General features: G+C 34.2%; 14 protein-coding genes. 13 read left to right on the top strand and 1 reads right to left on the bottom strand.

Translation table 11 applies throughout. From position 1 onward, the window contains the following. Positions 1-16: 16 nt before the first annotated feature. The 6 genes from HMPREF9943_RS07230 to rbfA are packed head-to-tail and all read left to right on the top strand — an operon-like array spanning position 17 to position 4,631. Positions 17-475, top strand: coding sequence for a ribosome maturation factor RimP (locus HMPREF9943_RS07230; RefSeq protein ID WP_004803507.1), 459 nt, complete (start codon positions 17-19; stop codon positions 473-475). A gap of 12 nt (positions 476-487) precedes the next feature. Continuing rightward, positions 488-1,897, top strand: coding sequence for a transcription termination factor NusA (nusA, locus tag HMPREF9943_RS07225; protein ID WP_004803506.1), 1,410 nt, complete (start codon positions 488-490; stop codon positions 1,895-1,897). A gap of 9 nt (positions 1,898-1,906) precedes the next feature. Beyond that, positions 1,907-2,161: an RNase P modulator RnpM gene (gene rnpM, locus HMPREF9943_RS07220; RefSeq protein ID WP_004803504.1), complete on the top strand. Its 255-nt coding sequence runs from the start codon at positions 1,907-1,909 to the stop codon at positions 2,159-2,161. Then, positions 2,151-2,516 carry a L7Ae/L30e/S12e/Gadd45 family ribosomal protein gene (locus HMPREF9943_RS07215; protein ID WP_004803502.1) on the top strand — a complete coding sequence of 122 codons (366 nt, stop codon included), beginning with the start codon at positions 2,151-2,153 and terminating at the stop codon, positions 2,514-2,516. Before rnpM ends, HMPREF9943_RS07215 begins: the two co-directional genes overlap by 11 nt. Continuing rightward, positions 2,458-4,296 carry a translation initiation factor IF-2 gene (gene infB, locus HMPREF9943_RS07210; protein WP_004803500.1) on the top strand — a complete coding sequence of 613 codons (1,839 nt, stop codon included), beginning with the start codon at positions 2,458-2,460 and terminating at the stop codon, positions 4,294-4,296. Before HMPREF9943_RS07215 ends, infB begins: the two co-directional genes overlap by 59 nt. Next, entirely contained in the window at positions 4,296-4,631 is a 336-nt protein-coding gene (gene rbfA, locus HMPREF9943_RS07205; RefSeq protein ID WP_004803498.1) for a 30S ribosome-binding factor RbfA, read from the top strand. The genes infB and rbfA overlap by 1 nt, the downstream gene beginning before the upstream one ends. A 17-nt stretch (positions 4,632-4,648) precedes the next feature. On the opposite strand, the gene HMPREF9943_RS07200 is transcribed toward rbfA, so the two are convergent. Further along, positions 4,649-5,317: a hypothetical protein gene (locus HMPREF9943_RS07200; protein ID WP_004803497.1), complete on the bottom strand. Its 669-nt coding sequence runs from the start codon at positions 5,315-5,317 to the stop codon at positions 4,649-4,651. Between the two features lie 171 nt (positions 5,318-5,488). On the opposite strand from HMPREF9943_RS07200, the gene HMPREF9943_RS07195 reads away from it, so the two are divergent. From HMPREF9943_RS07195 to HMPREF9943_RS07165, 7 genes are all read left to right on the top strand, one after another. Then, a complete protein-coding gene (locus tag HMPREF9943_RS07195; RefSeq protein WP_004803495.1) occupies positions 5,489-6,475 on the top strand; it encodes a diaminopimelate dehydrogenase in 987 nt (328 codons plus the stop codon). 83 nt (positions 6,476-6,558) lie between these two features. Then, positions 6,559-6,828 (top strand): hypothetical protein, encoded by a 270-nt coding sequence (locus HMPREF9943_RS07190; protein WP_004803492.1) that lies wholly within the window; start codon positions 6,559-6,561, stop codon positions 6,826-6,828. Positions 6,829-6,932: 104 nt separating this feature from the next. Then, positions 6,933-7,871, top strand: coding sequence for a calcium/sodium antiporter (locus HMPREF9943_RS07185; protein WP_004803491.1), 939 nt, complete (start codon positions 6,933-6,935; stop codon positions 7,869-7,871). Between the two features lie 91 nt (positions 7,872-7,962). Then, complete coding sequence (locus HMPREF9943_RS07180; protein WP_004803489.1) at positions 7,963-8,811, top strand: MurR/RpiR family transcriptional regulator; 849 nt, start codon at positions 7,963-7,965, stop codon at positions 8,809-8,811. Positions 8,812-8,926: 115 nt separating this feature from the next. Then, entirely contained in the window at positions 8,927-9,859 is a 933-nt protein-coding gene (gene pfkB, locus HMPREF9943_RS07175) for a 1-phosphofructokinase (RefSeq protein WP_338010387.1), read from the top strand. Further along, on the top strand, positions 9,856-11,751 hold the full coding sequence (locus HMPREF9943_RS07170) for a PTS fructose transporter subunit IIABC (protein WP_004803485.1): 1,896 nt from the start codon (positions 9,856-9,858) through the stop codon (positions 11,749-11,751). The genes pfkB and HMPREF9943_RS07170 overlap by 4 nt, the downstream gene beginning before the upstream one ends. 127 nt (positions 11,752-11,878) lie before the next feature. Next, on the top strand, positions 11,879-13,237 hold the full coding sequence (locus tag HMPREF9943_RS07165) for a sodium-dependent transporter (protein ID WP_004803483.1): 1,359 nt from the start codon (positions 11,879-11,881) through the stop codon (positions 13,235-13,237). The last annotated feature ends 6 nt before the right edge of the window (positions 13,238-13,243 follow it).

The raw sequence follows: 13,243 nt of genomic DNA, 5'->3' as shown, positions 1-13,243 counted from the left end.
TTGAAGAGGAGAATTTATGATTGAAGAAATCAGACAGGCACTTTTACCAATAATAGAATCATATGACTGTTATTTGGATGATCTTGTTTATGAACAAGAGAAAAATGATATGTATCTCAGAGTATTTATTGAAAAAAATGAAGGGTCTTTAGATATGGATACTTGTACTGCAGTCAGTGAAGCAGTGAGCGAAAAGCTGGATGAGATTGATATAATTAAAGATGAATATTATCTTGAAGTTTCATCTCCAGGAATTGAAAAGCCTTTAAGAAGCTTAGCAGAAATTCAAAAGCATACAGGAGACTATGTCCATATGGAGCTTAAGCAGACTGTTAATGGATTAAGTGAGATTGAAGGTATCTTGGAAGAAACAGAATCACAAATTAAAGTTCAGTATTTTGTAAAAGGTGTAAAAAAGCACCTTGTAACAGAGTATGAAAATATAAAATTTATGAGATTAGCCGTTAAGTTTTAAGGAGGAGAAGGAATGGCTGTAAAGAAAACAAAAGCACCGAAATTTATTGATGCTTTAAATTTATTAGAACAAGAAAGAGGAATTGAAAAAGCAACTGTATTAGATGCTTTAAAAGAATCTCTAGAAAAATCTTATAAGAAGAACTATTCGGGTTCAGAATCTATTGTTAATGTTGAAATAGATTATGAAACAGGGGATATTCATCTTTATGAAATCAAGAATGTTGTAGATGATGTCATGGATGAAGATTATGAGCTTTCTGAAGAAGAAGCAAAGGAAATTAATCCTGATTATAAAGTAGGAGATCAGGTGATTACAGAAGTATCTCCCGAAGTATTTGGACGATTAGCTGCTATTCAGACAAAACAACTTTTAAGACAGAAAATCAGAGAAGCAGAAAAGGAAGCTTTATACAATGAATATGTTAATAAGAAAGATGATATTATTAATGGCTTAGTTGAAAGAGTGGAGCCTCGCTTTGCGATTATTGATATTGGAAAGACAGGTGCATTATTACCTTTAAATGCTCAGATTCCAGGAGAAAAGCTTTTTGAAGGACAGCATTTAAAGGTTTATGTAAATGATGTAGAGAGAGGAACAAAAGGAACGCATATCGGTGTTTCCAGAGTTGATCCGGGTCTTGTCAAAAGATTGTTTGAAATGAATGTTCCTGAAATCTATGATGGAACTGTAGAGATCAAAAGTGTATCAAGAGAAGCTGGTGAGCGCAGTAAAATTGCTGTTTATACTGATAATCCCAATATTGATCCGATTGGATCTTGTGTAGGACCTAAAGGAACACGTGTAAGAACGGTTGTTACTGAATTGAATGGTGAGATGATTGATATCATTGCTTATGATGAAGATCCTATTCTTTATATTTCTAATGCTTTAGCACCGGCTAAAGTAACAAAAGTAAAGATTAATCAAAAAGATAATAGTGCTTTAGTTATTGTTCCCGATGATCAGCTTTCATTAGCTATCGGTAAAAAAGGTCAGAATGCAAGACTGGCGGTAAGATTAACCGGCTGGAAGATTGATATCAAGTCTGTAACAGAAGCTTCAGAACAAGGTATTTCTTATGATAATGATGAGAGTTTTAATGAAGAATTATTAGAAGTATTTAAACCTGAAGAAGAGATAAATGAAGAAGCTTTTATAGTAGAAGAGTCAAAACAGGAATCTTTATCTGAAGAAAGACAGCCAAAGAAAGCAAAAAAAGCACCTATTAAACATGAAACTGCTGAAAGTGAAGAAGCAATAAAATTAAAAGAAGAGCTTGAAAATACAGAAAATCAGGATGATGATTATGTTAAAGTATTTACTGCTGATGAAGAGATTGAAGAAGAAACTGAACCGGAATATGATCCAAAATATGATGAAGATATCGACTATGATGAATATGATAAATATTATGAATAAGGGGTCTTTATGAAAAAAATTCCATTAAGAAGATGTGTTGCGACACAGGAACGTCTGCCAAAGAAAGAACTCATCCGGGTTGTTAAAAATAAAGAAGGAGAAATTTTTGTGGATGTAACAGGCAGGCAAAATGGGCGTGGAGCTTATCTAAAGAAGTCTCTTGAAGCTATTGAGTTAGCAAGAAAAAAACATATTTTAGATCGTGTTCTAGAAATACAGATACCGGAACAAATTTATGAGGAGTTAAAATCTCATGTTAAATAAACAGATTTATAATACGCTAGGATTAGCAGTCAGGGCGAAATGTCTTGTTACTGGAGAAAGCGTCCTGGTCGGTATTAGAAATAAAAGCATTAAGCTTGTGATTATAGCTAATGATGCAAGTGAAAATACAAAGAAAAGAATGATTAATAAATGTAATTACTATCAGGTTGAATATATTTTATTTAGTGACAGTGATTCATTATCTCAGGCAATTGGTAAAAGCAATCGAATGGCTATAGGAATTACTGAGAAAGGCTTTGCAAACAAATTAATTAATTCATTAAGGGGGTTAAGTGATGGCAAAGAAGAACAAAAAGAAATTTCCGAATACAAAGAAAGTGAACAGCTCAAATGATAATTCAAAGAAAAACAATAAATTATTAAATGATGGCATTGTTGAGTATGAAGAAGGTATTACAGTAGATGAGCTTTCCGGACTTATTGGACAGACACCGGCAAATATTATTAAAGTCTTATTTATGTTAGGAACAATGGTTACAATTAATTCATCATTAAATGATGAACAGGTTGAACTTATTTGTATGGAATATAATTATGAAGCAAAAAAGAAGAAAACAGTAGATGAAACAAATTTTGAAGATCTGATTTTTGATGATGATCCAAAGGATTTAGTATCACGTCCTCCGGTTATTACTATTATGGGACATGTTGACCATGGCAAAACGACACTTCTTGATCGTATTAGAAAGTCACGTGTGGTAGAAGGTGAGTTTGGTGGTATTACACAGCATATTGGTGCTTATCAGGTACCTGTAAAAGGTAAGAAACTGACATTCCTGGATACTCCGGGTCATGAAGCTTTTACTGCTATGCGTGCAAGAGGAGCACAGGTTACTGATATTGTTATTATTGTAGTGGCAGCTGATGATGGCGTTATGCCTCAGACAAAAGAAGCTATTGATCATGCAACAGCTGCCGGTGTACCAATCATTGTAGCTATTAATAAGATTGATAAGCCCGGTGCTGATCCGGAAAGAATCAAATCAGAAGTTTCAGAATATGGTCTGATGCCAGAAGACTGGGGCGGGGATGTTGTTTTCCAGAATATTTCTGCTAAAAAAGGTGATGGTGTACAGGAACTTCTTGAAGCAGTTCTCATTGTTGCTGAAATGGCAGAACTAAAAGCTAATCCAAAACGTTCGGCTTATGGTACAGCTGTTGAAGCTCGCTTGGATAAGGGACGTGGAAGTGTTGTTACATTGCTTGTTGAAAATGGAACTTTACATACAGGTGATCCTATTGTTGTTGGATCATGCTATGGAAGAGTTAGACAGATGCTGGATGATACAGGTAGAACTCTTAAATCTGCCGGTCCGGCAACACCGGTAGAGATTACCGGCTTAAATGATGTTCCTGAAGCAGGAGATAAGTTTATGGTCTTTGATTCAGATAAGACTGCAAGACATATTGGAGAAGCAAGAGCACAGAAGAAACTTGAAAAGCAAAGAAATACAACAAGTGCTATGAGTCTTGATGATTTGTATAATCGGATTAAAGATGGACAGCTGGCACAGTTGAATGTTATTGTTAAGGCTGATGTAGATGGTACTGCTGAAGCTGTTAAGGCAAGTCTTCAGAAAATTGAAGTAGAAGGGGCTAAGGTTGATGTTATTCGTTCAACAGTAGGAGCTATCAGTGAATCTGATGTTTTATTAGCAAGTGCTTCAAAAGCAATTATTTATGGATTTAATGTTAGACCGGATGCTAATGTTCGCCGTAAAGCTGAAGAAGAAGGTGTTGAAATCAGATTGCATAATATCATTTATAAAATGATAGAAGAAATAGAGGCTGCTATGAAAGGTATGCTTGCACCTGAATTGGAAGAAAAGATTACCGGACAGGCAGAAATCAGAGAAGTTTATAAAGTTTCAAAGATTGGTAATATTGCCGGATGTTATGTTACTGATGGCTCTATTAAAAGAGACTGTGGTGTTCGTCTGATTAGAGATGGTGTTGTTATTTATGAAGGGAAACTTGGCTCATTAAGACGTTTTAAAGATGATGTTAAAGAAGTGAATGCAGGTTATGAGTGTGGATTAACTATTGAAAACTTTAATGATATTAAAACCGGAGATATTGTTGAAGGATATGTAATGGAAGAAGTAGATAAGTAATGGCAAATTTAAAAAAGAATAGGCTGGAAGCCTATATGAGCAAAGAACTTTCAATCATCTTAAGAGATGAAGTAAAAGATCCTGCATTAAAGATGTGTACAATTATTAGCGTAAAGTGTTCCAATGATTTATCACATGCAAAAATATTTGTTTCCTTCATAGAACATAAAAAAAGAGGATTAGAAGCTTTAGAAAGAAGTAAAGGGTTTATCAGATCACAGCTTGCTAGAAGATTGAATATCAGAAAATGTCCTGAGCTTCATTTTGAAGTTGATACTTCATTAGAATATGGTAATCATATTGAAGAATTATTGAAGAATTTACATAAAAAATAGAGTCACTGACTCTATTTTTAAGTTTCTCTATATTTTTCCATCATTGTCTTGAATAATTCGGCAGTAGAAGGCGGTGTATATGTAATAGCATTCGCACCTGATTGAATTGTTTTAGCAATAGCTTTATTTGTATTACCTCCACTAGCTATGATTGGAATATCAGGATATTTCTTTCTAATAATACTGACAACTTCCGGTGTTTTTGTACCGGCAGCAATATTTAAAATAGCTGCTCCTGCTTTTAAGCGTCCATCAATATTAGTGTTTTCATTAGTAATAGTGATGATTACAGGAATATCAACAGCTCTGCTGACAGCAAGCAGATTGAGATTACTGATAGGAGCATTTAATACAACGCCTATAGCACCCTGAGATTCAACATCTTTTGCTAGAGCAATAGTCCGCAAACCATTAGTTGTTCCTCCGCCAATCCCACAAAAGACAGGGATATAACTGGCATTAATAATTGCATTTGTAATTGTTTGCTGGGGAGTAAATGGATAAACTGCAAAAACAGCATCGGCATCACAATTACGTATAATTGCAAGATCTGTAGTAAAGACAAGAGATTTAATGCGTCTGCCATAGATTACAATTCCGCTGGCATTATAGACTTCTTTTGGCATCTCCAGAATATTATGACGTAGTTTAGATGAAATATTAGGTATTTTCTTCTTTGCATCCATTTTTAATCTCCTTAAGATATAAAGTAACATGAAAGTTTCTTATTTATAGTTTATCATATGAAATACTATGGTCAAAAGGAATTTATAATAAATAATTTTTTATTTATATGCAGAAAAAGTTGTATTTAACAAATAAAAAAGCTAAAATACACCTATATTGGAGGTAGTGATATGGCTATTAAAATTGGAATATTAGGCTATGGTAATTTAGCTCGTGGCGTTGAAGCAGCTATTAAACAAAATAATGATTTACAGCTGGAAGCAGTATTTACAAGAAGAGATCCTAGTGCTATTCAAATTCAGACAGCGGGTGTGAGTGTTTATTCTATAGATGATGCTGTTAAATTTAAAGACAGGATTGATGTTATGATTATGGCTGGAGGCAGTGCCACTGATTTACCGAAGCAGACACCTGAGTTTGCCCAGTATTTTAATGTGGTTGACAGTTTTGATACACATGCTCATATTCCTGAACATTTTCATAATACTGATCTTCAATCAAAAAAAGCTAATAAGATTAGTATTATATCTATTGGATGGGATCCGGGAGTGTTTTCTCTAATGCGTATGATTTCATCAGCAGTATTGCCTGAAGGTAATCATTATACATTCTGGGGGAAAGGTGTTTCACAAGGACATAGTGATGCAATCAGACGTATTGATGGAGTATTAGATGCCAGACAATATACTGTACCGTCTGAAGAATCTTTAAATAAGGCTAGAGCTGGTAAAAATATTGAATTTACAGCTCGTCAGATGCATACGAGAGAATGTTATGTTGTGGTTAAGGAGAATGCCGATAAAGTTTTAATTGAAAAGCAGATTAAAGAAATGCCGGATTATTTTGCGGATTATGATACAACAGTGCATTTTATTTCTCAGCAGGAGCTTAATGAAAAACACAGCGGTCTTCCTCATGGAGGATTCGTATTGCGTACAGGTGTAACAGGTAATCATAAGGAATACAATAATGTAATTGAATATTCTTTGAAGCTTGACTCTAATCCTGCGTTTACCGGCAGTGTATTAGTTGCTTATGCCAGAGCAGCTTATCGCTTAAACAAAGAAGGTCAAAGCGGATGTAAGACTATTTTTGATATTGCTCCAGCTTACTTATCTTCTCTATCAGAAGAAGAATTAAGATCTCATTTATTATAAACAGCCGAGGATGTTTTTTTATTATTCAATAATTTGAAAGATTAAGACAGTATGCTATAATATGAAAAAAGGAGGATACTAATATGGATGGAGTAAGAGGATCTTTAGAGTATCGCTATGATACTCAATTATTGATTGAAGGAACTGATCTTGATGAAGATGAAATTAATGATTATTTTACAGAAAATTTTGATGGAGACTGTTTGCTTGCAGTAGGTGATGAGGATCTTATTAAAATTCATTATCATACTAATGAACCATGGAAAGTCTTAGAATATTGTCGAAGTCTTGGTGAAATTTATGATATTGTTGTTGAAGATATGGATCGTCAGTCAAGAGGATTAAAAGGCTGATATTAAAAATTAAGGGATTCCCTTAATTTTTTATTTATAGAGATAAAATATTGTACTTGAAAAAAATAAATCTTTTTCTATAATACCAGTATTGGGGGATATATATGAATTTATTAGCTTATATAGGTTTGGTTATTATTGGTTTTACATTCTTAGTAAAAGGAGCGGACTGGTTTGTTGAAGGAACAAGCGGAATAGCAAGTAAGATGGGTATTCCTCAGCTTGTTATTGGGCTTACAATTGTTGCTATGGGAACGAGTGCTCCAGAAGCTGCTGTTTCTATCACTTCTGCTTTTAAAGGGAGTGCAGATATTGCGGTGGGAAATGTTCTAGGCAGTAATATTTTAAATATTCTGGTTATTTTAGGTATTACTTCAATAATAACACCATTATTACTACAAAATTCTACTATTCGATATGAAATACCCTTTATGATTTTTGTGACTATTGTTTTTGGTATAGTTGGGCTTAACAATTATATTTTAGGATGGCTGGCATCTGCGATTCTATTGTTTTTATTTATTGTTTATTTAGCATATCTCTATTATATGAGTAAAAAAGGATTTATTGATTCGGAAGAAAACAATTCAAAGAGTGAACAGAGGATGTTTAAGCTTATCATTTTATCAATTATAGGTGTTGTTCTTATTATCATTGGCAGTAATTTTGCGGTTGATGGTGCTACTGGACTGGCACGAGTATTTGGTGTCAGTGAAAGAGTAATAGGCTTAACTATTGTTGCTTTAGGAACATCACTTCCTGAACTGGTAACCAGTGTAACAGCAGCTTTAAAGAATAAGGCTGATATTGCGATTGGAAATATTGTCGGGAGCAATGTTTTTAATATTTTGTTTGTAATTGGAATCAGTTCTGCAATAACGCCTGTTCCTTATCAGAGTGCTTTTTTCTTTGATACTGTTGTGGCAGTTCTTTCAGCTGTTCTTCTTTATCTGCTGATTCTCAACAGGGATCATCAATTAAAACGATGGGGTGGAGTTTTAATGCTTATTATATATGCCGGATATTTAGTCTATTTATTATAAGAAGAATGATATTCTTCTTATTTTGTTTGAAAAACAATTAATTCATGATATGATATTCTATGAAAATTATTTTCATGAAAGAAGGTATATTATGTCAGCTAATTTAACTGTCATGGATCGTATTTCTGTTCAGTATGATCAGCTTTTTGATGCAGAGAAGAAAATTGCTCGTTATATTCTTAATAATCATAAAAAAGTGGTAGATATGACTGTTTCAGAACTCGCAAAAGCAAGTGATGTTTCAGAAGCATCAGTATCCAGATTCTGTAAAAAAGTAGGTCTTAAGGGATTTCATCAGCTTAAGATAGGACTTGCTAAAGAAATGGTGGAAAACTATGGAGAAGGGGTATCTAATGATATTTCACGTAATGATATTGCCCAGTCATTACAGAATATCCTTGCTAATAAGATTGAAGAATTAAAACAGACTGTCAATATGATTGATATTGAAGTCTTTAATCAGATTATTGAATGTCTCTTAAAGGCCGGAACAGTACAATTTATTGCTGTAGGGAATACTATTCCTGTTGCGATAGATGGTGCTTTTAAATTTAATGAATTAGGTATTCCGTCAGTAGCAGGTACAATATGGGAAACACAATTGGCATTTACTCATACATTATCAGATAATGATGTATTAATTGCTATTTCTAATTCAGGAGAATCAAACAAAGTATTTGAAGCAGTAGAAATTGCTAAATCAAATCATGCAAAAACAATCGGTATCACTAATAATCCTGAGTCAGCTATTGGTGAAATGGTTGATTATCACCTCACGACTGCTACAAGAGAAAAGCTTTTTTTAGATGAATTTTGTTTTTCTCGTGTTTCCGCAACGACTGTTATGGAGATTCTATTTTTATTTTTAACAGTCAGTATTAAAGATAGTCATAAGCGTATGGCTATTTGTGAAGAGATGTTTGCGGTAGATAAAAGATAGATCATTGAGGTGATCTTTTTTTATGATTATCAAAATAACTTTCATTATTTTCATGTTGACGAAAACAAAAGGGCGTATTATGATGTTAATGAAATAAATATTAGCAGAATTGGAGATGATGAAAATTATTTACACAGTTACATTTAATCCTGCATTAGACTATGTAGTCAGCGTAGATCATTTTGAAACAGGAAAAGTAAACAGAGTTAAAGAAGAGCATATTTTTATTGGCGGTAAAGGTATTAATGTTTCTGTTATTTTGAAAAGATTGGGTTATTCAACGAAGGCCTTGGGTTTTGTAGGAGGCTTTACCGGAGAAAAAATTGTCCAAGGGACAGAGGAAGATTATGGAATTGAAACTGATTTTATTACTGTTAAAGAGGGGATGAGTCGTATCAATGTTAAACTTCGTTCTGATCAGGAAACAGAAATTAACGGAAAAGGTCCTGTCATTACTGAAGCTGATCTTTATCAGCTATTTGCCAAACTGGATAAGATGGGAAAAAGTGATGTACTTGTTTTATCAGGCAGTATTCCTGCATGTGTGCCTAATGATATTTATGAAATTATCTTAAAGAAAGTTGCTGATAAGAATGTTTATGCGGTTGTTGATGCAACAGGTTATTTATTATTGAATGTATTAAAATACAAACCATTTCTCATTAAACCTAATAATCATGAGATAGAAGATATTTTTAATGTTATCTTAGAAAATGAAGAAGATATTATATATTATGCGAAAAAACTTCAAAAAATGGGAGCATTAAATGTTCTTGTTTCATTAGCCGGAGATGGTAGTTTGCTTGTTGATCAGCATGGTGAAATTCATCGTATGGGAGTATGTCAAGGCAAGGTAAAGAATTCAGTTGGTGCCGGAGATTCTATGGTGGCTGGATTTATTGGTGGTTATTTGAGAAATGGAGATTATGAAGAAGCATTAAAACTTGCTACTGCATGTGGCGGGGCTACTGCTTTTAGTGACGGTCTGGCAACAAAAGAGTTTATTTATGAGAATTTAAGGAATTTGGAAAGGGGAGAAAATGGATGAAAATTAGTGAATTACTGGATTTGAGAAGTATCGAGCTTAATGTCTCAGTCAACACCAAAGATGAAGCTATTAATAAGCTTGTAGATTTAATGTGTGCTTCAGAAAAAATAAGTGATAAAAAAGCTTATAAGAAAGGGATTTTAGCAAGAGAAGCTTTAACTTCGACAGGAATTGGAGAAGGCATTGCCATTCCTCATGCACAAGATGCTTCAGTGAAAAAGGCGGGTCTGGCAGCTATGACTGTTCCTAGAGGCGTTGATTATGATTCGTTGGATAAACAACCGGCACATTTATTTTTTATGATTGCGGCACCGGAAGATGGAGGAAGCTTACATTTACAGGCACTTGCTAAATTATCTGCTTTACTGATGGATGAAGATTTTAGAAAAGAATTACTAAATGCTCAGACTGCTCAAGAATTCTTATCTGTAATTGATAAGAAAGAAGCTCTAAAAGATCAGCAGGAGAATAATACAAATAATAACCAAGGGTATAAAGTTTTAGCTGTTACAGCTTGTCCAACAGGAATTGCTCATACATTTATGGCTGCTGAGAATTTGACAAAAGCCGGTGCAGCAATGGGATATTTATTAAAAGCTGAAACAAACGGTAGTGAGGGAATCGGCAATGCTTTAACTACTGAAGAAATTGCAGCGGCAGATGGTATTATTATTGCTGCTGACAAGAATGTAGAAATGGCACGTTTTGATGGAAAACCGTTGCTTTCAGTATCTGTAACTGAAGGTATCAGACATCCGGAAGAATTAATTAATAAGATTAGGAATGGACAGGCTCCTGTCTATCATGCTTCTCATGAAGAGAAAGTTGCTGTAAATAGTAGTGGCGGAGCAAGAGATATTTATAAACATTTAATGAATGGTGTTTCACATATGCTTCCATTTGTAGTAGGCGGAGGTATTTTGATTGCTTTAGCCTTTTTAGTGGACAGTTTTTATTATCAATCAATTGGAAAAGCTTTTGATGGTAATTTTGGTTCACTTCATCCTATTGCTAATCTTTTAAAAGCAAAAATAGGGGGAGTAGCTTTTAGTTTTATGCTACCGGTTTTATCTGGATTTATTGCTATGAGTATCGCTGACAGACCGGGGCTAGCTGTTGGCTTTGTTGGAGGAAGTATTGCTGCATCAGGAAAATCAGGTTTCTTAGGTGCATTGGCAGCAGGCTTTTTAGCAGGTTATCTTGTTAATTTATTAAAGAAAGTATGTAAGAATATGCCTCATAGCTTAGAAGGTACAAAACCTATCCTCATTTATCCGGTGTTTGGTGTTTTATTAATTGGAATAGCTATGGTTTATGTAATTGAGCCGGTTGTTGGTGCCATCAATACAGGTCTTACTAATGGATTAAATAGTTTAGGTAATATGGGGATTCTTTTAGGACTTATTTTAGGTGGTATGATGTCTATTGATATGGGTGGTCCATTTAATAAGGCTGCTTATGTATTCGGTACGGCACAGTTAGCTGCCGGCACACAAATGGGATATAAGATCATGGCTTCTGTTATGGTAGGCGGTATGGTTGCTCCATGTGCCATTGCTCTTGCAACTATCCTCTTTAAAAATAAATTTACGAAAGAAGAAAGAGAATCAGGACCAACAAACTTTATCATGGGTTTAGCGTTTATTACAGAGGGTGCTATTCCTTTTGCTGCCAGTGATCCGATTCATGTTTTACCGGCATGTATTGCGGGATCAGCACTTTCCGGTGCATTATCAATGGCTTTTGGAGCTACATTAATGGCACCTCATGGCGGTATCTTTGTTTTTCCTGTAGTAGGAAATGCCTTGTTATATTTAGCAGCTTTAATAGCCGGTACGATTCTGGCTGCTGTATTACTAGGGTTATTAAAAAAAGATGTGTCTGAAAATTAAAAGAACATATTGAATTGATGATAGATGCATAGTAGCTGCTATGCATCTTTTATTATTTTATATATTTAGTTCGTGTTATTTATAGAAAATTATGATAAAATAGTAAAAGTTTGGAGGATTGATATTGATGAAAGAAAGAAGCAGTTTCTCAGGGAAACTGGGCTTTATTTTAGCAGCTGCCGGAAGTGCTGTAGGATTGGGTAATATCTGGAGATTCCCTTATTTAGCGGCAAAGTATGGTGGCGGCATATTTGTTTTAATCTATCTGATACTTGTTCTTACTTTTGGTTATACTATGATTATGGCAGAAAGTGCTATTGGCAGAAAAACAAGAAAATCTCCTGTTGGAGCTTTTGCTCATTTTGGACATTCATTGCCTTTTAAGCTAGGGGGATGGATTAATGCAATTATTCCAATGTTGATTGTCCCTTACTATTCTGTTATTGGCGGCTGGGTATTTAAATATTTAGTGGAATATTTAAAAGGGAATGTTCAAGGTGTTGCTGATGGAAAATATTTTCAGTCATTTATCTCTAATGGCGGTAATGTGGAATTCTGGTTTTTAATGTTTAGTCTTATTACTTTGCTTGTTATTTTTGGAGGCGTTCAAAATGGCATTGAAAAGGTATCTAAAATTATGATGCCTATTTTAGTTTTGCTAGCATTTTTAGTAGCCGGATATTCTATTACAAGACCGGGAGCATTAGCCGGTGTAAAGTATTTTCTTATTCCTGATTTTAAGCATTTCTCATTAATGACTGTAGTTACTGCTATGGGACAAATGTTTTATTCATTATCAATAGCAATGGGAATATTAATTACTTTTGGAAGCTATATGAAAAAAGATATGGATATTGAAGAAGCTGCTACACATGTTGAGATATTTGATACAATAATAGCTTTACTGGCAGGACTCATGATTATACCGGCAGTCTTTGTTTTTTCGTCAGGTGATTTGCAGGCATTAAATGCCGGGCCATCGCTGATGTTTATTACTATCCCAAAGGTATTTGCTCAAATGGGATTTGGCAGAATTGCCGGAATTATGTTTTTTATGCTTGTATTATTAGCAGCGTTAACAAGTTCAATTGCATTATCAGAGAGTGTTGTTTCTACTTTTGAAGATGAACTGGGATGGGATAGAAAACGTGCTACTGTTATTACGGGAGTCATTGTTGTAGTACTAGGTTCATTATCTTCATTAGGATTCTCTAGTTTAAGCTTTATTCAGGTTTTAGGAATGGGTATTCTTGATTTCTTTGATTTTATAACCAATTCAATTATGATGCCTATTGCCGCGATGGCATGTTGCCTATTGGTTGTAAGAGTTATTACAATTGATGGCATTGCTCAGGAAATTCAGCAGTCATCCCAATTTAAAAGAAGACCTGTTTTTAATGTAATGATTAAATATATCTGTCCAATCTTTATTACAGTGATTTTAATAAGCTCTATTCTTAATGTCTTAGGAATTATTTCAATGTAATTGTAT

The organism is Eggerthia catenaformis OT 569 = DSM 20559, assembly GCF_000340375.1.
Lineage (GTDB): Bacteria > Bacillota_I > Bacilli_A > Erysipelotrichales > Coprobacillaceae > Eggerthia > Eggerthia catenaformis.
The sequence above is the reverse complement of the archived record's forward strand: the minus strand, read 5'-3'. Positions and strand labels throughout refer to the sequence as shown.

Coding starts and splice junctions, on each gene's coding strand:
- HMPREF9943_RS07230 (WP_004803507.1), top strand. CDS start 17: ATGATTGAAGAAATCAGACAGGCACTTTTACCAATAATAGAATCATAT.
- nusA (WP_004803506.1), top strand. CDS start 488: ATGGCTGTAAAGAAAACAAAAGCACCGAAATTTATTGATGCTTTAAAT.
- rnpM (WP_004803504.1), top strand. CDS start 1,907: ATGAAAAAAATTCCATTAAGAAGATGTGTTGCGACACAGGAACGTCTG.
- HMPREF9943_RS07215 (WP_004803502.1), top strand. CDS start 2,151: ATGTTAAATAAACAGATTTATAATACGCTAGGATTAGCAGTCAGGGCG.
- infB (WP_004803500.1), top strand. CDS start 2,458: ATGGCAAAGAAGAACAAAAAGAAATTTCCGAATACAAAGAAAGTGAAC.
- rbfA (WP_004803498.1), top strand. CDS start 4,296: ATGGCAAATTTAAAAAAGAATAGGCTGGAAGCCTATATGAGCAAAGAA.
- HMPREF9943_RS07200 (WP_004803497.1), bottom strand. CDS start 5,317: ATGGATGCAAAGAAGAAAATACCTAATATTTCATCTAAACTACGTCAT.
- HMPREF9943_RS07195 (WP_004803495.1), top strand. CDS start 5,489: ATGGCTATTAAAATTGGAATATTAGGCTATGGTAATTTAGCTCGTGGC.
- HMPREF9943_RS07190 (WP_004803492.1), top strand. CDS start 6,559: ATGGATGGAGTAAGAGGATCTTTAGAGTATCGCTATGATACTCAATTA.
- HMPREF9943_RS07185 (WP_004803491.1), top strand. CDS start 6,933: ATGAATTTATTAGCTTATATAGGTTTGGTTATTATTGGTTTTACATTC.
- HMPREF9943_RS07180 (WP_004803489.1), top strand. CDS start 7,963: ATGTCAGCTAATTTAACTGTCATGGATCGTATTTCTGTTCAGTATGAT.
- pfkB (WP_338010387.1), top strand. CDS start 8,927: ATGATGAAAATTATTTACACAGTTACATTTAATCCTGCATTAGACTAT.
- HMPREF9943_RS07170 (WP_004803485.1), top strand. CDS start 9,856: ATGAAAATTAGTGAATTACTGGATTTGAGAAGTATCGAGCTTAATGTC.
- HMPREF9943_RS07165 (WP_004803483.1), top strand. CDS start 11,879: ATGAAAGAAAGAAGCAGTTTCTCAGGGAAACTGGGCTTTATTTTAGCA.